Below are 18,344 nucleotides of genomic sequence, written 5' to 3'. Positions count from 1 at the left end.
TCAGGATTCCGGAATCGGACGACGCTCCACGAGCACGGTCTCACCGGTCTCGGCCGGATCGGGGGTGTCGCGGGTCCAACTGTCGTCCGAGACGCGCATCCGGGCGGCGGGGTTCGGTAGGGCACGGGCCGGGATCTGGTTCAGATCGGTCTTCATGAGGAAGACGTTGTAGGCGTCCCAGGTGGACATGGTGAAGTACAGGTCAGCGCCCACCGTCTCGACCGCCGGACTCCAGGGGTGGATGAACGCGCCGTACAGCGTGGGGACGTGCGTGTACGACAGCAGGATGTCCTCGCCCGACCAGGGCCCCTCGGGCGAGGCGGCCTGGCGCATCACGATGTCGTTGTTGCCATTGGTGTAGAGGGCGATGAACCGTCCCAGATGCGCACTGAACGACACGGACAGCTCGCTCACGCGGGGGTTGACCACCTGGGCCGCGAACCGATGGTCTCCCACCCACTCGCGCCCGTCCCAGAACCGGTAGGCCGACATGTCCTCGATCGACCCCTCGGGCACCCGGGCGAGAGTCACTGCTCCGCTACGACCGGACGGGGTCAGGTACTCGTAGACGTACCCGTCGTGCTTGAGGAATGCGCTCATCTGCCCGGCGGTGTGGGTGGTGAACGGGGCGCCGAGGACCGACGGGATCAGGCCCCCACTCCCGGTGCCGGTGCGGGCGGTGCCCGCCACGGGCGTCCAGTTCTCGCCGTTGTCCGGCGAGGCCGCGAGCGCGGAGTAGTTCGTGACCCACTCACCGGGGGTGCCCCAGCTCGCGACGGACATGTACCGGAGGTACTGCGTGCCGTCCACCTCGACACCGGCGGTCGGGATGACGGTCACCTCGCCTGGCAGGTTCGAGCGGGGGAGGATGGACTTGGCCAGGCCGGATCTCTCCATCGGAGCATCGTCGATGCGCATCCCGTTCGCCAGCGCGCGGTCGGACGAGCGGAACAGGATGTTGCTGCGCCACTGGTCACCGGGCTCGTCGCAGTCGCCCATCGTGTCCCCGAGAGCCATCATCACCTGCGGGTCCGAGGCGTCGCCGTTCTCCCAGAGGATCCCCAGGTCGGTACCGGAGATCCCGAACCGGTCGACTGTGTTGTTGGGACTGGTGGGACCGGTGAGCAACTCCACCGTCGTGGTACGTCCCTCCAGGATCGGGATGTACCCGGCCTCCCCGGTCGCCCACGGGGTGGCCGGCGTATCGGCGGGCGCGCCCGCCGATCCCGAGAGGGAGCCCGAACCCGCGCCGACCACGCCGCCACCTCCTGCCGGGGGCCACGGGTCGCACGGTGCGGCCGTCGCGACCGGAGACAGGACGGTGAGCATCCCGACCGCGAGCGCCGCGGCGGTGACCGCCGCAATCGGCCCGGGTACTCGGCGGGAAGTGCGGGTATGACGACGACGAGGGCGGGTCCGGGCCACGGATTTCTCCAGACGGGGCAGCAGGGTGAGAGCAGGGTGAGAAGAGCTGTAGCGAAGGCTAGTTGTCGCCTGAGAGTCGGGCGAGCGTTTCGTCTATGGGCGGGGGTGGACCGCGCCTCGTAAGCTGGCGGCATGGCTTTCGCGACCGAGATCCCCCAAGACGGGGTCCCTGCCGACCCGACCGTGCTCTCCTACTCGGAGTTCCGGCCTATCGGAGACGTGGAGCGGACCACGGACCGGTTCGAGGTGGTCAGCGAGTTCACCCCGTCCGGGGACCAACCGACCGCGATCGCCGAACTCACCGAGCGTCTGGGGCGGGGGGAGCGGGACATCGTTCTGCTCGGGGCCACCGGCACCGGCAAGTCCGCGACGACGGCATGGCTCATCGAGAAGGTCCAGCGCCCGACCCTGGTGATGGCCCCCAACAAGACCCTCGCCGCGCAGCTGGCCAACGAACTGCGGGAGATGCTCCCCAACAACGCCGTCGAGTACTTCGTCTCGTACTACGACTACTACCAACCCGAGGCGTACATCGCCCAGACCGACACCTTCATCGAGAAGGACTCGTCCATCAACGACGACGTGGAGCGGCTCCGGCACTCCGCGACGTCGTCACTGTTGTCCAGGCGCGATGTCGTCGTCGTCAGTTCGGTCTCGTGCATCTACGGACTCGGTACCCCGCAGTCCTACCTGGACCGGTCCGTCTCCCTGGCCGTGGGCCAGGAGGTCGAACGCGACCGGCTGCTGCGGCTACTGGTGGACGTGCAGTACGAACGCAACGACGTCTCGATGACACGCGGGACGTTCCGCGCCAAGGGCGACACGGTCGACATCATCCCCACCTACGAGGAACTCGCCGTGCGCATCGAGTTCTTCGGTGACGAGGTCGACGCCCTCTACTACATCCATCCCCTGACCGGCGATGTCGTCCGGAAGGTCGACGAGGTCCGGATCTTCCCCGCGACCCACTACGTCGCCGGGCCCGACCGCATGGCCAGGGCCATCGCCTCCATCGAGGAGGAGCTGGAGGTCCGGTTGGCGGAGCTGGAGAACCAGGGCAAGCTCCTCGAGGCGCAGCGACTGCGCATGCGCACCTCGTACGACATCGAGATGATGCAGCAGGTGGGCTTCTGCTCCGGAATCGAGAACTACTCCCGACACATCGACGGGCGTGCGGCGGGCAGCTCGCCGGCGACGCTGATCGACTATTTCCCGGAGGACTTCCTGACGGTGATCGACGAGTCCCACGTCACCGTTCCCCAGATCGGGGCGATGTACGAGGGCGACGCCTCGCGCAAGCGCAACCTCGTCGACTTCGGATTCCGGCTCCCTTCCGCCCTCGACAACCGGCCGCTCACCTGGGAGGAGTTCTCCGACCGGGTCGGGCAGACCGTGTACCTCTCGGCCACCCCGGGTAACTACGAGATGGGCCGCACCGGCGGCGAGTTCGTCGAACAGGTGATCCGGCCGACCGGGCTGATCGACCCGAAGATCGTGGTCAAACCCACCAAGGGACAGATCGACGACCTCCTCGGGGAGATCCGCCAGCGGGCGGAGCGCGACGAGCGCGTGCTCGTGACGACGTTGACCAAGAAGATGTCCGAGGACCTCACCGACTATCTGCTCGAGCTCGGGGTGCGGGTGCGGTACCTGCACTCGGAGATCGACACCCTGCAGCGGGTGGAGCTGCTGCGGGATCTGCGCCGGGGTGAGTATGACGTCCTGGTGGGCATCAACCTGCTGCGCGAGGGGCTGGACCTGCCCGAGGTCTCGCTCGTGGCGATCCTGGACGCGGACAAGGAAGGGTTCCTGCGCTCGAGCACCTCGCTCATCCAGACGATCGGCCGCGCCGCCCGGAACGTCTCCGGTGAGGTCCACATGTACGCCGACAGGGTCACCGACTCGATGCGCAACGCGATGGAGGAGACCGAGCGGCGTCGCGAGAAGCAGGTCGCCTACAACACCGCTCACGGTGTCGACCCGCAGCCACTGCGCAGGAAGATCGCCGACATCCTCGACAGGGTCGGGGAGGAGCCGGACGATACCTCCGATGCCCGGGATCGGCCCGAGCTCCTGGCCGCCCGCGTGGCGGGAGAGTCGGCGCGGCCCCGCAAGGAGCTCGAGAAGCTCATCGGCGAGATGACCGAGCAGATGATGTCGGCGGCGACGGACCTGCGGTTCGAGCTGGCCGGACGCCTCCGCGACGAGATCTCGGAGCTGCGCAGGGAGCTCAAGGGGATGCGTGAGGCGGGGATCGACTGACCACCCGCTGTGACCTGAGGCGCTTACCGGGTACGGCGGGTCCCACGGGCACTACGCTGGTGAGAACCTGTTGCCGAGGAGAGGAAGAGAATTGAGCGCCTACAAGAAGGTGGTCGTGGGTACGGACGGTTCCGAGTCGTCCTACCGGGCCGTCGACCGTGCCGCCACGCTTGCCGCCGACGAGTCGGCGACCCTCGTGATCGCGTGCGCCTACGTGCCCGCGGATCCGCGGTCGGTCAGCCAGGCCGCCGATCAACTGGGCGAGGACGCCTACCAGATCCGGGGTGACAATCCGGCCGAGGACATCGTGCGGACGGCCCGGGACCGCGCCGCCGCCGCCGGCGCGTCCAGCGTCGAGGCCCGCACCGTCAAGGGCGCGCCCGTCGAGACGCTCATCAAGCTGGCCGATGAGGTGGGGGCGGACCTACTGGTCGTGGGCAACAAGGGACTGAGTTCGTTGACGGGCCGTCTGCTCGGGTCGGTGCCCGCGGACGCGGCCCGCCGCGCCACGTGCGACGTGCTCATCGTCCACACGACCTGAGCCCCCCGGGCGGTCAGTCGCAGAGGTGGGCCCGGCTCGCGTCGACGATGGCCCGGCCCACCTCCGCGGTGTCACGCTCGGGGTCCTGTGCGGCGATCGCGCTCGTGAGAGGGCGGATACGGTCGAGGATCGTCTCGGTGTCGGCCCCGTCGGCGATGCTGCGGCAGATCCCGATCCCCACCTCGACGGTGGTGGCAGCGGTCATCCCCGTGGGTAGCCCGAAGGCGGCCAGGTCGTCGAGGAAGTGCTGCTCCGAACCGTCCCTGACGGGGCTCGTCGCACTGCTGCTCGTCGGGGCCGGGCCCGAGACATCCGTGGTCTGTCCCGCTGTCTCGGCTCTCACGGTCCGTTCCGGGGCCACCTCCGCGCCCCCACATGCCGCGCTCACCGCGAGGAGGGCGGACAGTGTCGTGGCCGCGACGATGTGTCGTGGGTTGCCGCTCATGCGGTGAGCTCCTGTGCGTCGTCGGTGACGGTGTCACGGATCCGTCCGAGCAGGGTGCCGAAACCGCCCGGCTGGACCAGGACGAGTTCCTGGGTGGCGCGGGTGGCCCCCACGTAGAGATCCTGGAGGCCCTGCGGTGAGCGTTCGAGCACGTGTTCCGGATCCACCACCACGACCACGTCGAACTCGAGTCCCTTGGCCAGGGCCAGCGGGAGGACGGCGGTGCCCGGCCGAGTCGCGGCGACGGTCTCGACGAGGGCGGTGATCTCGGTCGACCTCTCGGGCTCGTCGTCCTCGCCGTCGGGGAGGAGCACGGCCACCGCGCGCTCGTCCGGCACGCGTGCGATCTCCCCGGCCACCACCCGGTTCACCGAACCTGCCTCCGGTTCCAACCACGCCACCGGCCGTCGTCCGGCTCGCACCGGTCGCGGGGCCGTCGCGGCCGGGTCGATCTGGGCGAGCAGTAGGTCCGCCACCGCGGAGACGGTTTCCGGGGTGCGGTAGTTGACGGTGAGTTCGCAGAGGACCCACCGGTCATCGACGTAGGGAGACAGTGCGTCGTCCCACGAGTCGATCCCCGCCGGGCTGGAGGTCTGTGCGACGTCCCCGACGAGGGTCATCCAGCGGTTGGGTGAGCGACGCATGATCACCCGCCAGGCCATGGCGGACAGTTCCTGCGCCTCGTCGACGATCACATGACCGAACGCCCACGTCCGGTCCGACCCCGCGCGATCGGCGACGGTGAGGTCGGAGTCCGCACTGTGCCGCCGGGCGAGTGACTCGGCGTCGACGACGTCGTAGGCCATGAGTACCTCGGGGTCGAGATCGTCCTCGATGTCCTGGACCGCGGACCCGGTGAGGATCTCGAGCGCCTCCTCGGCCTGGCGGACCTGTTGCTCCCAGGCGCGGTCGGCGTCACTGCCGTCCGCGGTGGGGTCCTCGCCGAGCAACTCCGCCAGCTCGTCAAGGAGCGGCACGTCAGCGACCGAGAACGCGGCGCCGTCCGCGCGGAACAGCGCTGCCTGGTCCTCGGGCACATAGTCACCGGCCGCCTCGGCGATCCGCTCTCGACTCGACAGCAGGTCGGCGAGCAGCTCCTCCGGTCGCAGGGTGGGCCACCACTCGTCCACGGCGGCGAGCACCTCCGGCGCGCCTTCGACCTCCGTGCGCAGCGCCGCACGGTCCTCGGCGTCCAGGAGCGGTCGCGCGGGGTCTCCGATGTCCCCCACCCCGTCGCCCGCGGGGGACCAGGCCGCGTCCTCCGCGTCCCCCACCGGGTCGGTCAGCGCGGCCACGTACTGCTCGGTGAGCGCGTCGATGATCCTCGCCGCGAACGTGGAGCGTGCCTGGTTGTGCGGGCGTCGGGTCATCCGCGCCCGGCCCCGGGCGGCCCGGACGGCCGCAGGTGTGAGCACCAGTTCGTGTCCCTCGCACCGCACCACCACATCCGTCTGCGGGGCCAACTGTCGGGTGCGGACGGCGGTCCTGAGGATGTCGACCATGTCGGCCGAGCCCTTGACCTCGTCACCGCGCAGTGTCTCGGGACCGGTGGCCCGGACCCCTGGGTAGAGGTCCGCGAGGGTCCGTAGGACCACCCCCGACTCGCCGAGTGAGGGCAGGACCCGCGCGATGTAGTCGAGGAACCGGGCATTGGGTCCCACGATGAGGACGCCGCTGCGATCGAGTCGACGGCGATGCGTGTAGAGCAGATAGGCGGCACGGTGCAGGGCCACGGCCGTCTTGCCGGTCCCCGGACCGCCCTGGACCACCAGGACCCCGGCGTGTGGGTTCCGGATGATCTCGTCCTGCTCGCGTTGGATGGTCGCGACGATGTCCGTCATGTGGCCCGAGCGCGCGCTGTCCAGTGCCTCGAGGAGGGCGGATTCCCCCACCACGTCGTCGTGGTCTCGCGGCACCTCGCCGTCCGCGGGTGCGGTGAGGAACTCGTCGTGGACCCCGATGACCCTTCTGCCGATGGTGCGCAGATGGCGGCGACGGTGTGCGCCCTCGGGACGGGCGGTGGTGGCCAGGTAGAACGGTCGACTGTGGTCCGCGCGCCAGTCCAGCAGCAGGGGGGTGAGGTCCTCGTCGTCGTCCCTCAGTCCCACGCGCCCGATCCGCCGGACCTCACCGTCCTCCATGTCCAGACGGCCGAAATACAGGCCCAGGTTGGCGGCGTTGTACGCCGCCAACTCCGAGGAGTAGAGCCGGGCGAAGGACTCCCGCTCCGAGCGTGCCTGTGGAGTCCCCCCGGAACCGCGGAGGACGGAGTCGAGGCGGGCCCGGGTGTCGGCACGGAGCTCCTCGAGGCGATCGAGGAGACGACCGAGGTGGCGCTGTTCCTCGTCGACGGCGTCGTGTCCCGTCATGGGCGCTCCTCTCGGCGGGGTGGGCTGCGCATCGGGTGGGGGGACCGCGAGGGCAGGACAACCAGGCTACCGGGTGTCGCGCGGGGCCCCCTACGCCGACGACCCCGCCGGTGAGGGCGGGGTCGTCGGCAAGGGGCGTCGTCGGTGCGGGGCGACGGCGCCGGGTGGAGCGGTCCGTCAGGGGCGGATGGCGCGGGCGGCCTTCACCCGGGCGCGATCGCTGGCCTTCTTGGCGGCGGAGGACTTCTTACCCGCCTTCTTCCTGGCCTGCTTGCGCGCCGAGTCGGCGGCCTTGCGCAGCTCCTTGCTGTCCACCTTCCGGGCCCGGGCGGCGGCGACGTCACGGGCGTGGGTGGCGCGATCCCGGGCGACCTCGCGGGTTCCCGCGGCCTGCTCTGCGGCGACGTGGGCGGCGACGCCGGCCTGATCGCGTACCTGGGCGGCGATCGGAGCGGCGTGCTGCCTCGCGGACGCGGTGCGCTCGCGGAGGAGTCCGGCGACCTCCGGGGCCTTCTCCCGGACGACGTCGGCGAAACCGGACGCCTGGCCGCGGACCTGGTCGGCGACCTCGGGAGCCTTCTCGCGGACCGTGTCCGCGACCTCGGGTGCCCGGTCCTTCACGGTGTCGGCGACGCCACGGGCATGGTCGGCCACGGTGTGGGCGACCCCCGTGAGGGCGGCACCGGCCGCGGCGGACTCGGCCTTCGCACCGGGCAGTCGGGCCGAGACCTTGTCGCCGACCTTGTTGGCGCGCCAGGCCAGGCCCGGCTGACCCGCGGTGTCGACGGACGCGAGCAGCAGCGCACCGAGCAGGGCGACATCAGTGGCGAGCCCGGTGGTCTTGCGGCTCTTGGCCGCCGGGTCGGACTCGGCCCAGAAATCGTTGCGGGTGACCGTCGTGGGCAGGTGCGACGCGGTGAGAGCGAGGGCCGACAGGCGAGGGGCCTTGCCGAGTGCGAAGAGCACACCGGCACCGACCTTGACCCCGGCGAGGGCCTTGACGAGGGTCTCGGTGTCCTTGGTCACCGGCGGGACCGAGGTGGTGACGTGCTCATTGACGGCCTGCTCGCCCTTCTCCACGAGGGGCGCGGCCTTGTCCACGAGGGGCGCCGCCTTGGCGACATGGGCCTGCGGGTTACGAAGCGTCTCCACGCCGTCGATGACGAACACCGTGGCGAGCATGGGTCGTGCGAGTCGTCGGATCATCGTTCCTCCTGGGATTGGGATGCGTGCTCGAACCTAGTGAAAACACCGGCGATGCGCCTCCGGTCGGCGATAGCGCCCCGCGTCCGGATGGACCGGACCGGGGGAGTGTGCTGCGGCGATCGGCCGTGACGGACGCCCGATAACGATTGGGATTCGTGGCTCGTGGCGTGTCCGGCGTCTCACCACCCGCGTTCGCGCCACTGTCCGAGGTTCGGGCGTTCCGCCCCGATGGTGGTGTCGTCGCCGTGACCCGGATGAACCACGACGTCGTCGTCGAGGGCGGCGAAGACCCGTGACTCGAGGTCGTCCATGAGGGTGGCGAAGTCCTCCTCCGACCCCGTCTTCCCCGGTCCGCCCGGGAACAGCGAGTCGCCGGAGAACAGGTGGGTCCCCGCGTCGGTGCGCAGCAGTAACGCGATGCCGTCGGGGGTGTGGCCACGCAGCCCGATCACCTCCAGGCGCAGGTCTCCCACGACGACCTCGTCGCCGTGGGAGACGTGGCGGTCGGTGGGCACGTCGATACCTCCGGCATCACCGGGCGAGGCGATGGTGGTCAGTCCGAGGGCGCGGACCGTCTCGGCGAGCCCGATCCAGTGATCGGCGTGCAGGTGCGTGGTGAGCACGGTCTTGACCCCGGGAGCCCGGTCCCGCAGATGCTCGATGAGTTGCGGGGCGTCGTTGGCGGCGTCGACGAGCAGCACGCCGTCGGTCGCGGTCGACTCGATCACGTACACGTTGTTGTCCATCTCGCCCACGGAGATCTTGGACAGCCGTGCCGGGCCGTCGGTCCATCGCTCGCCGGTCAGCCGGCCGCCCAGTCGGCCGGAATAACCCTCGCTGAGGGTGATGTGGTCGGGGACGGAATCGATTGAATTCGACATAACTGCAGGCTACTGGTGGCGGCGGGGGTTCGTGGTCGGAAGCGTGTCGGCGTACGTTGGTACCTTCGTCTGCGGGAACGGCGGCCATGCGGCGCGTACGACGATGTGGCGACATCCCCCCTCGGAAGGAGTACCCATGGTGGACCGTCTGGTCGTCCGCGGCGCACGTGAACACAATCTCAAGGGCGTGGACGTGGACCTTCCGCGCGACTCCCTGATCGTCTTCACCGGTCTGTCGGGCTCCGGCAAGTCCTCGTTGGCGTTCGACACCATCTTCGCGGAGGGCCAGCGTCGGTACGTCGAGTCCCTCTCGTCCTATGCGCGGATGTTCCTCGGTCAGATGGACAAGCCGGACGTCGACTTCATCGAAGGGCTCTCCCCGGCGGTGTCGATCGACCAGAAGTCCACCAATCGCAACCCCCGCTCGACCGTCGGCACCATCACCGAGGTCTACGACTACCTGCGTCTGCTCTACGCCCGGGCCGGTGTCCCGCACTGTCCGACGTGCGGAGAGGTGATCTCGCGCCAGACCCCGCAGCAGATCGTCGACCAGATCCTCGACGGACAGGAGGGGGCACGCTTCCAGGTCCTCGCTCCGGTCGTACGCACCCGTAAGGGCGAGTTCGTCGACCTCTTCGCCCAGCTCGCGGCCGACGGGTACAACCGGATCCGCGTCGACGGTGAACTCCACACCCTCGCGGAGCCGCCCATCCTGAAGAAGCAGGAGAAGCACGACATCGAGGTGGTCGTGGACCGTCTCGCCGCCAAATCGTCCTCGCGGCAACGGCTCACCGATTCCGTCGAGACCGCGCTGGGACTGGCCGACGGCGTCATCGTGATCGACTACGTGGACGTCGACGAGGCCGACCCCGGCCGACGACGTCGGTTCTCCGAGCACATGGCGTGTCCCAACGGCCACCCGATCGCGCTGGACGACCTGGAACCACGCGCGTTCTCGTTCAACTCGCCCTACGGCGCCTGCCCCGTCTGCGACGGGCTGGGTTCGCACCTCGAGGTGGACCCCGATCTGGTGATACCCGATCCCGAACGGTCGCTCGCGGACGGCGCGATCGCCCCGTGGTCCGGCGGACAGAGCGCCGACTACTTCCAGCAACTGCTCTCGGGCCTGGCCGACGACCTCGGCTTCGACCTCCGGACCCCCTGGCAGGACCTGCCCGCGAAGGTGCGCAAGGCGGTCCTCGGAGGCGCGTCGACCAAGGTGCGGGTCCGCTACCGCAACCGCTACGGCCGGGTCCGCACGTACGACGCCAAGTTCGAGGGCGTCATGTCGTTCCTCAAGCGTCGCCTGGAGCAGACGGAATCGGAGTCCCAGAAGGAGCGATATCAGGGCTACATGCGCGAGGTGGCGTGTCCGGCCTGTGAGGGCACCCGGCTGAAGCCGGAGATCCTCGCCGTCACGATGACCGGCCCCGGCGGACGGGACAGGTCGATCGCGGACATCTCCCGGATGTCCGTCGCGGACTGCGAGGAGTTCCTGGCCGGGCTCGAGCTGGACGACCGCCAGGCGATGATCGCCGGGCGGGTCCTCAAGGAGATCCAGGCCCGGATGGGTTTCCTGCTGGATGTGGGACTGGACTATCTGTCGCTGGACCGTGTCGCGGGAAGCCTGTCCGGCGGCGAGGCCCAACGCATCCGACTGGCCACCCAGATCGGGTCCGGACTGGCCGGCGTGCTGTACGTACTCGACGAACCGTCCATCGGGTTGCACCAACGGGACAACCGGCGCCTCATCGACACGCTCGTCCGGCTCCGCGACCTCGGGAACACCCTGCTCGTGGTGGAGCACGACGAGGACACCATCCGTTCGGCGGACTGGATCGTCGACATCGGCCCGCTGGCGGGAGAGCACGGCGGCCGGGTGGTGCACTCGGGTGACTACGACGGGCTGCTGGCCAACGAGGAGTCGCTCACGGGTGACTACCTGGCGGGTCGGCGCTCGATCGCGGTACCGGAGGTGCGGCGTGAACTGAGCGGCGACAAGAGGCTCCACGTGCGCGGAGCGCGCGAGAACAACCTGAAGAACGTCGACGTGGTGTTCCCGGGCGGCGTGCTGTGCGCTGTCACCGGGGTGTCCGGCTCGGGCAAATCCACCCTGGTCAACGACATCCTCGCGACCGCGTTGGCCAACCAGCTGAACCGGGCCCGGCAGGTGCCGGGCCGGCACTCCCGCATCGACGGCGTGGAGTCGTTCGACAAGTTGGTGCAGGTCGACCAGTCGCCGATCGGCCGGACCCCGAGGTCCAATCCGGCCACCTACACAGGTGTGTTCGACAAGATCCGTACGTTGTTCGCGGCGACCACCGAGGCCAAGGTCCGGGGTTACAAGCAGGGTCGGTTCTCGTTCAACGTCAAGGGCGGGCGGTGTGAGGCGTGCCAGGGGGACGGCACGCTCAAGATCGAGATGAACTTCCTCCCGGATGTCTACGTGCCCTGCGAGGTGTGCCACGGTGCCCGGTACAACCGCGAGACGCTCGAGGTGCACTACAAGGGCAAGACCATCGCCGAGGTGCTCGACATGCCCATCGAGGAGGCGTGTGAGTTCTTCGAGCCGATCACCTCGATCCATCGCTACCTCAAGACCCTGTCGCAGGTCGGCCTGGGATATGTGCGTCTGGGTCAGTCGGCGCCGACTCTGTCCGGAGGTGAGGCTCAGCGGGTCAAACTGGCGGCCGAGCTGCAGAAGCGGTCGAGCGGACGGACCGTCTACATCCTCGACGAGCCCACCACGGGCCTGCACTTCGAGGACATCACCAAGCTTCTCCTGGTGATCCAGGGGCTGGTGGACAAGGGCAACACCGTCATCGTGATCGAGCACAACCTCGACGTGATCAAGAGCGCCGACTGGGTGATCGACATGGGCCCCGAGGGCGGAGCGGGGGGCGGTGTCGTGGTGGCCGAGGGGACACCGGAGCAGGTGGCCGCCGTTCCGGAGAGCCATACGGGGCGCTTCCTCGCGCAGGTGCTTCCTGCTGCGCCGGTGGCACCCGCCGGAAACGCACCCGCGGCCGGGGCGCCCCCCGGGAACGCCACGGCCACGAAGACACCCGCGCGGAAGGCGCCGACGAAGAAGCCCGCGGCCGCCAAGACGGCCGCGGGAAAGACGGCGGCGAAGGCGGCCCGCAAGGCGCGGGCGCTGCGCTGATCGGGGAGTGCGCGTCGGCAGTGCGCGTCAGTAGACGGGGCCGGTGAACTTCTCGCCGGGGCCCTCCCCGGGCTCGTCCGGGAACGCGCTGGCCTCACGGAACGCGCGCTGCAGTCCCTGCAGGCCGTCGCGGACCACGCCGGCCTGCGGGCCGAGGTACTCGGTGGACCCGGCCACGAGACCGGCGAGCGAGGTGATCAGCTTGCGGGACTCATCGAGGTCCAGGTGCGGGCTCGAGGTGGGGTCGTCGTCGGAGAGCCCCAGTTTCTCCGCGGCGGCACTCATGAGCACGACGATCGAACGGAAGATGATCTCCTGCGCGGGCACGTCGGCGAGTTCGACGATCTCGACCTCGCGGGCGTCGAGGTGGTCCCCGATGGAATTCGCCGCGGCCGCGGCGGTCGCCGGATCAGTGGACGCGGGCTGCTCGGTGTTCATGGCGAACACTGTCCCACGGACCGGCCGATGTCGGGCGGTCGGACCGGTTTGGGGGTCCCCGACACTCCTGGTACAGTCATCTATCGACTGTGGGAATCCGCTACGTGGTGGGTTCCGACGTCCAAGAGGAGCCCGATCTCCCACCATCCGACGCCCCAGGTAGTTTGATGGTCACCACCCCCGACGAGGGGCCTGCGATTTTCTGCAGGCGAGCCGACGTCGACGGGTGAGGAGTGAGAGGCCCCCGGCATGCATGCCGTGGGGCCTTCTCGGTTTCACCGGCGTGCCCGGTGTGGCCAGGGGTCCCTCGAGGGCGGATGCGCGACCGCGCCAGTGGTCGCGGACACCAGATCCATCTACCGAGGAGGGCCCATCAGCGCCGAAGCACGTATCAACGAACGAATCCGTGTCCCCGAAGTCCGACTCGTCGGCCCCGGGGGCGAGCAGGTGGGGATCGTTCGCGTCGAGGATGCACTTCGTCTGGCCCTGGAGGCCGATCTGGACCTCGTCGAGGTCGCGCCCACCGCGCGCCCGCCGGTCTGCAAGATCATGGACTACGGAAAGTTCAAGTACGAGGCGGCGCAGAAAGAGCGCGAGTCGCGGAAGAACCAGCAACAGACCGTGGTCAAGGAGCAGAAGCTCCGCCCGAAGATCGACACCCATGACTACGAGACCAAGAAGGGGAACGTCGTCCGTTTCCTGGAGAAGGGCTCCAAGGTCAAGGTCACGATCATGTTCCGTGGTCGGGAGCAGTCCCGTCCCGAGCTCGGGTTCCGGCTGCTCCAGCGTCTGGCGGACGACATCACCGACTACGGATACGTCGAGACCAGCGCCAAGCAGGACGGCCGCAACATGACCATGGTCGTCGCTCCCCACCGCGGCGCCAAGACCCGTGCCAAGGCGCAGGAGTCCAAGGTCACGGACCCCGCCTCCGAGTAGGCCCAGAGCCGAACAGACCACCGGACGCACGTCGTCCGCTCACCCGGGACCCCACCGGTCTCTCGGGACGAACCATGTGAGGAAGACCGATCATGCCGAAGATGAAGACCCACAAGGGCACCGCCAAGCGTTTCCGGAAGACCGGATCCGGCAAGCTGGTGCGTCAGCAGGCCAACCGCCGCCACATCATGGAGAAGAAGCCCACCAAGCGCACCCGTCGTCTCGACGGCCGCACGGACGTCGCCCCGGTCGACGTCCCCCGCATCAAGCGGCTTCTCGGGCTCTGAGCCCTCTCCCATACGTAGGACCTTCGGTCGCCGTGAGGCGATCACCCAAGATCAGTGAGGATTGACCAGTGGCACGCGTGAAGAGGGCCGTCAACGCCCAGAAGAAGCGTAGGACCGTACTCGAGTCCACCAAGGGCTACCGCGGACAGCGTTCGCGGCTGTACCGCAAGGCCAAGGAGCAGATGCTCCACTCGATGACCTACAGCTACCGGGATCGTCGCGCTCGCAAGGGCGACTTCCGCAAGCTGTGGATCACCCGTATCAATGCGGCCGCCCGCGCCAACGACATGACGTACAACCGCTTCGTCCAGGGCCTCAAGCTCGCGGGCGTCGAGGTGGACCGCAAGGTGCTCGCCGACCTGGCCGTCACCGATCCGGCCGCCTTCACGGCGCTCATCGAGGTCGCGCGTAAGGCCCTGCCGGCCGACGTCAACGCCCCGGCTGCCTGACGCCTGCGACTTGACGCACAACACCCGGCCCGGGGAGGGCACGGGACGACCCGCGGAACCGTTCACCGAACGGACCCCGCGGGTCGTTTCCGCTTCCAAGCTCCATCGCGCGGCCGCCCGCCGGAAGTCACGGCGTTTCCTCGCGGAGGGGGCCAACTCCGTCGAGGCGGCCCTCACCGGCCGCGCGGCGATCGAGGTGTTCTGTAGCGAGGACGCGATCGACAGGTTCCCGGTGCTGCTCGCCACCGCGTCCGCGGCGGGCGTGACCGTCTCCGTCGTCACCGCACGGGCGATCAGGGATCTCTCGGACACCGTCTCGCCCACCGGGATCGTCGCGCTGTGCCGGTCGGTCGTGCGCGACCCGGGAGAGCCCGCGGAGCCGGCGCCACGACTGGTCGCGGTGGGCCAGGCGTTGGCCGAACCCGGCAACGTCGGCACCCTCGTCCGCGTCGCGGACGCGCTGGGAGCGGACGCGGTGTGGCTCACCGAGGGTGCGGCGGACCCCGAGAACACCAAGGCGGTCCGCGCGTCCGCCGGCAGCATCTTCCATCTGCCCGTCGTGCGCGGGATCGCCGAGAGCGACCTGGTCGAGCGTGCTCACCAGCAGGGTCTGCAGGTGGCGGTGGCGACCGCGGACGGTGAGGTGGACGTGGAGTCCGCCGCCGACGTGCTCGCCGGGCCGACCGCGTGGGTGTTCGGAAACGAGGCCCACGGTGTCCCGGCCGCACTCGCCGACGCCGCCGATCTCCGGGTACGTATCCCCATCCGGGGCCGGGCGGAGAGCCTGAACATCGTCACCGCGGCCTCGATCTGCCTCCACACCAGCGCGCGCCTCCAGGCGGGGGCCTCGTGACCGCCACTCTCACCGCCCGCGGCCTGGGTGCCTCGCGGGGTGCGAGGACCCTGTTCGACGGGTTGGACCTCGTCGTCGCCGAGGGCGACGTCTGGGGTCTCACCGGGCCCAACGGGGCCGGCAAATCGACGCTGCTGCACGCCCTCGCCGGCGAGCCCGACGCCGAGACGTCGGGCACGATCACCGTGAGCCCACCCCACGCGACGGTGGGCCTCCTCCGTCAGGAGGTCGAGCGGCGCGACGACGAGGTGGTCCGCGACTTCCTGCACCGCGTCACCGGGGTCGCCGACGCGCAGGCACACATGGACACCCTCGCGCAGCAGATGGCGGACTCGGACTCGGCTGCCGACGCCTACGGCGACGCCCTCGAGAGATGGTTGGCGCTCGGCGGTGGCGACCTGGACGAGCGGATCCCGGTGACCGCAGCCCGCCTGGGGCTGGACGGAACCGTTCTGACTCTCCCGATGGCGGCGCTCTCGGGCGGGCAGGCCGCCCGCGTCAACCTCAGCGCCGTGTTGCTGAGCCAGTACGAGATCCTCTTGCTGGACGAACCGACCAATGACCTCGACCTGGCAGGGCTCGCCGTCCTGGAGGAGTTCATGCGGACCGAGCGGCGCCCGATGGTGGTGGTCAGCCACGACCGCGAGTTCCTCGCCAGGTGCGTGACCGGCATCGTCGAGCTCGACTCGGCGCAGCGGCAGATCACCGTGTTCGACGGCGGATACGAGTCGTACCTCGCCGAACGCGCCCTGGCGCGGCAGCGGGCGCGCGAGGCCTACGAGGAGTACGCGGGTCGGGTCGGTCAGCTCAAGGACCGGATGCAGACACAGAAGACGTGGCTCGACAAGGGCGTCCGCAACACCATGCGCAAATCCGGAGGCAGGGACGCCGAACGGGACAAGCACATCCGCAACCGGGCCGGCCAGCGGTCGGAGAAGCAGGCCGCCAAGATCTCCCAGACCGAGCGCGCCATGGATCGGCTCGACGTGATCGAGGAGCCGCGCAAGGAGTGGGAGCTGCAGATGGAGATCGCGGCCGCACCCCGGTCGGGTTCGGTCGTGGCCGTGCTGTCCGAGGCGGTGGTCCGGCGCGGCGACTTCGTCCTGGGGCCGGTGACCGTGCAGATCGACGCCGGGGACCGGGTGCTGATCTCCGGTTCCAACGGTTCCGGGAAGTCCACGCTGCTGGGGCTGGTCGCCGGAGATCGTCTCCCGGACACCGGTCGGGCCACCACGGGGGCCGGCGTCGCGGCGGGTCGCGTCGACCAGGCCCGCGCGGAGTTCGGTGGCCCGGAACCGCTGCTTGACACGTTCTGCGTGGCCGCCGATCCCGCGGGTCTCGACCCCACGGAGGGCCGGACGCTACTGGCCAAGTTCGGTCTGACCGGCGAACACGTCGCCCGGTCCTGCGTGTCCCTGTCCCCAGGGGAGCGGACCCGGGCCGCGTTGGCCCTGCTGCAGCAGCGTGGGGTCAACCTCCTCGTCCTGGACGAGCCCACCAACCATCTCGACCTCGCCGCCATCGAGCAGCTCGAGCAGGCGGTGGAGGCGTTCGGCGGCACGGTCCTCCTGGTGACCCACGACCGGCGGATGCGACAGGGGTTCCGGGCCACCCGGGAACTCGAGGTGGATGCGGGCCGGGTCACCGAGCGGGGCTCGGCGTGACGCATCCCGGCGGGGGCAGGATCGGACGATAGCGGTGGCCGGCCCCGGGCGCCGCCGAATCCGAGCCGGGCAGAGCCGTGAGCACCCGGACCGCCCGTCGGGGATCGCGCAGGAGGCCCCACGAGAGCTGGGTGACCGGGTCATCGGCGTTCATCGACGACACGGTGCAGCGGTCTGATCGGTGGGGACGGCCGGCCTCGGTGCTCCCGCCTGGCAGGCCCTGCCACAGTGCGGAGTCGACGAGGCTCTCGATCGCCGGATCGGCGAGGGCCGCGGAGCCCGCCCGCGCGCCCAGGCTCAGGCCGTGCACGACCAGCTGTGGCCTCACGTCCCGGTCCAGGGCGCGGAGCCGTCCGGTGACCTCGGTGAGCAATGCACTGGCGGATCGCGTCGCCAGATCCGGCCGGAGGAGATAGGCGGCAGCTGACGGCGCCGAGGAGTAGCGCATCGCCACCGTCGCGATGTCCCCGCCGGCCCACCTCTCGGTGGCGGTCACCTGCACGGGATCGACCCAACCGGATCCCGTGGGGATGACCACTACGAGAACCGAGCGATCGAAACCGCCTGCGTCCGCGAGCTTGTCCACGGTACGTCGGGCGGCTGTCCGCGGGTCCAGACCCGGGTAGTCGCCGAAGGTCCGTACCGCTCCGTGTCCCGATCGTGCGGCGAGGACGAGCTCCGGTTCGCTCGTCAGCGGTCCTGAGTCGAGCGCCCACCACAGTGTCGCCCCTGCTGCGGTGCTGATGGCGTGGAGCGCGAGCACGACGAGTAGCAGCCGCGCCGCGATCCGGGGCATCACGGGAGCCGCCCCTCGACAGGGGCGCCGTACCCCTGGCGCACCGTGTTGCCGTGGACGGCCACGGTCGCGACGTCGGCCATCGCACGGCACGGGAGGCGGTCACCACACGCGCCCCGCATCTGCCTTCCCAGCAGTGAGTCGAGGTCGGGTCGCAGCGCCGGCGGGATCGTGGCCCCCCGTCGGTGGGCCACGCGCAGGAGGTCGTATCCCAGGTCGTGCACCCGGCAAGCCGGTTCGAACTCCGCCGGCAGGGGCACGGGGGAGGAGCAGTCGCCGCTCGCCTTGGCCACCAGACCGTGCTCGAGGACGGGTGTGTAACCGAGCTCACCGACCATTTCGTCGCTTACCACGGCGGCCCCCAGGACGCCGTCGGCCAGTGCCCGGGCCGCCGTGAGTGCGGCGGCGGCCATGGGTTCGTCGACCGTCCGGCCGGCGACCTCCGGGGTCGGTGCCGAGGACGCGGCCGCGGTGACGGACACGCTGAGGACAGCCGTGATCACGAGGGGGAGGGCCGCGGTGGCCCGGGCGTGGACGGTCGACGGATGTCGCGGGCGGGCGGTGGAGGCAATCGGCATGACGGCGAAGCTAGGTCCGCGGGTCCGCCGAACGGATCCCCCGGGGTG

16 protein-coding genes are annotated in these 18,344 nt (G+C 69.8%); 8 read left to right on the top strand and 8 right to left on the bottom strand.

What is annotated here, in order from left to right; genetic code table 11:
* Positions 1 to 1,329, bottom strand: a complete 1,329-nt coding sequence (locus tag NJE57_RS10140; RefSeq protein WP_413464399.1) for a DUF4185 domain-containing protein — start codon at positions 1,327 to 1,329, stop codon at positions 1 to 3.
* 228 nt (positions 1,330 to 1,557) lie between these two features.
* Between NJE57_RS10140 and uvrB the strand changes: the two genes are divergently transcribed.
* Together uvrB and NJE57_RS10130 are read left to right on the top strand one after the other, a co-directional pair.
* The gene (gene uvrB, locus NJE57_RS10135; RefSeq protein WP_319028285.1) at positions 1,558 to 3,687 is read left to right on the top strand and encodes an excinuclease ABC subunit UvrB; all 2,130 of its coding nucleotides are present in this window, start codon (positions 1,558 to 1,560) and stop codon (positions 3,685 to 3,687) included.
* 91 nt (positions 3,688 to 3,778) lie between these two features.
* Positions 3,779 to 4,228: a universal stress protein gene (locus tag NJE57_RS10130; protein ID WP_319028284.1), complete on the top strand. Its 450-nt coding sequence runs from the start codon at positions 3,779 to 3,781 to the stop codon at positions 4,226 to 4,228.
* Between the two features lie 13 nt (positions 4,229 to 4,241).
* Here NJE57_RS10130 and NJE57_RS10125 read toward each other — a convergent pair whose 3' ends face one another.
* The 4 genes from NJE57_RS10125 to NJE57_RS10110 all read right to left on the bottom strand — a co-directional run bounded on the left by NJE57_RS10125 (position 4,242) and on the right by NJE57_RS10110 (position 9,129).
* Positions 4,242 to 4,673, bottom strand: a complete 432-nt coding sequence (locus NJE57_RS10125) for a DUF732 domain-containing protein (RefSeq protein WP_319028283.1) — start codon at positions 4,671 to 4,673, stop codon at positions 4,242 to 4,244.
* Positions 4,670 to 7,042 carry a HelD family protein gene (locus NJE57_RS10120; protein ID WP_319028282.1) on the bottom strand — a complete coding sequence of 791 codons (2,373 nt, stop codon included), beginning with the start codon at positions 7,040 to 7,042 and terminating at the stop codon, positions 4,670 to 4,672. The genes NJE57_RS10125 and NJE57_RS10120 overlap by 4 nt, the downstream gene beginning before the upstream one ends.
* 177 nt (positions 7,043 to 7,219) lie before the next feature.
* The gene (locus tag NJE57_RS10115) at positions 7,220 to 8,248 is read right to left on the bottom strand and encodes a DoxX family membrane protein (protein WP_319028281.1); all 1,029 of its coding nucleotides are present in this window, start codon (positions 8,246 to 8,248) and stop codon (positions 7,220 to 7,222) included.
* Positions 8,249 to 8,427: 179 nt separating this feature from the next.
* On the bottom strand, positions 8,428 to 9,129 hold the full coding sequence (locus NJE57_RS10110) for an MBL fold metallo-hydrolase (RefSeq protein WP_319028280.1): 702 nt from the start codon (positions 9,127 to 9,129) through the stop codon (positions 8,428 to 8,430).
* A 136-nt stretch (positions 9,130 to 9,265) separates the two neighbouring features.
* Here NJE57_RS10110 and uvrA point away from each other — a divergent pair, with 136 nt between their 5' ends.
* Positions 9,266 to 12,292: an excinuclease ABC subunit UvrA gene (gene uvrA / locus NJE57_RS10105; RefSeq protein ID WP_319028279.1), complete on the top strand. Its 3,027-nt coding sequence runs from the start codon at positions 9,266 to 9,268 to the stop codon at positions 12,290 to 12,292.
* Between the two features lie 27 nt (positions 12,293 to 12,319).
* Here the strand turns inward: uvrA and NJE57_RS10100 are convergent, their stop codons facing one another.
* Positions 12,320 to 12,730 carry a hypothetical protein gene (locus NJE57_RS10100; RefSeq protein ID WP_319028278.1) on the bottom strand — a complete coding sequence of 137 codons (411 nt, stop codon included), beginning with the start codon at positions 12,728 to 12,730 and terminating at the stop codon, positions 12,320 to 12,322.
* A gap of 333 nt (positions 12,731 to 13,063) precedes the next feature.
* Here NJE57_RS10100 and infC point away from each other — a divergent pair, with 333 nt between their 5' ends.
* From infC to NJE57_RS10075, 5 genes are all read left to right on the top strand, one after another.
* Entirely contained in the window at positions 13,064 to 13,669 is a 606-nt protein-coding gene (gene infC / locus NJE57_RS10095) for a translation initiation factor IF-3 (RefSeq protein WP_319028277.1), read from the top strand.
* A gap of 92 nt (positions 13,670 to 13,761) precedes the next feature.
* Complete coding sequence (gene rpmI / locus NJE57_RS10090) at positions 13,762 to 13,956, top strand: 50S ribosomal protein L35 (protein ID WP_319028276.1); 195 nt, start codon at positions 13,762 to 13,764, stop codon at positions 13,954 to 13,956.
* A 68-nt stretch (positions 13,957 to 14,024) separates the two neighbouring features.
* Positions 14,025 to 14,405, top strand: a complete 381-nt coding sequence (gene rplT, locus NJE57_RS10085; protein WP_095717216.1) for a 50S ribosomal protein L20 — start codon at positions 14,025 to 14,027, stop codon at positions 14,403 to 14,405.
* Positions 14,406 to 14,415: 10 nt separating this feature from the next.
* Positions 14,416 to 15,258 (top strand): RNA methyltransferase, encoded by an 843-nt coding sequence (locus tag NJE57_RS10080; RefSeq protein ID WP_319028275.1) that lies wholly within the window; start codon positions 14,416 to 14,418, stop codon positions 15,256 to 15,258.
* On the top strand, positions 15,255 to 16,922 hold the full coding sequence (locus NJE57_RS10075) for an ABC-F family ATP-binding cassette domain-containing protein (RefSeq protein ID WP_319028274.1): 1,668 nt from the start codon (positions 15,255 to 15,257) through the stop codon (positions 16,920 to 16,922). Before NJE57_RS10080 ends, NJE57_RS10075 begins: the two co-directional genes overlap by 4 nt.
* Here NJE57_RS10075 and NJE57_RS10070 read toward each other — a convergent pair.
* Positions 16,900 to 17,718: an alpha/beta-hydrolase family protein gene (locus tag NJE57_RS10070; RefSeq protein WP_319028517.1), complete on the bottom strand. Its 819-nt coding sequence runs from the start codon at positions 17,716 to 17,718 to the stop codon at positions 16,900 to 16,902. The genes NJE57_RS10075 and NJE57_RS10070 overlap by 23 nt on opposite strands.
* Positions 17,718 to 18,296, bottom strand: a complete 579-nt coding sequence (locus NJE57_RS10065; protein WP_319028273.1) for a hypothetical protein — start codon at positions 18,294 to 18,296, stop codon at positions 17,718 to 17,720. Before NJE57_RS10065 ends, NJE57_RS10070 begins: the two co-directional genes overlap by 1 nt.
* Between the last annotated feature and the right edge of the window lie 48 nt (positions 18,297 to 18,344).

The sequence above is a fragment of the Dietzia sp. PP-33 genome (assembly GCF_033790845.1).
Classification (GTDB): Bacteria; Actinomycetota; Actinomycetes; order Mycobacteriales; family Mycobacteriaceae; genus Dietzia.
The sequence above is the reverse complement of the archived record's forward strand: the minus strand, read 5'-3'. Positions and strand labels throughout refer to the sequence as shown.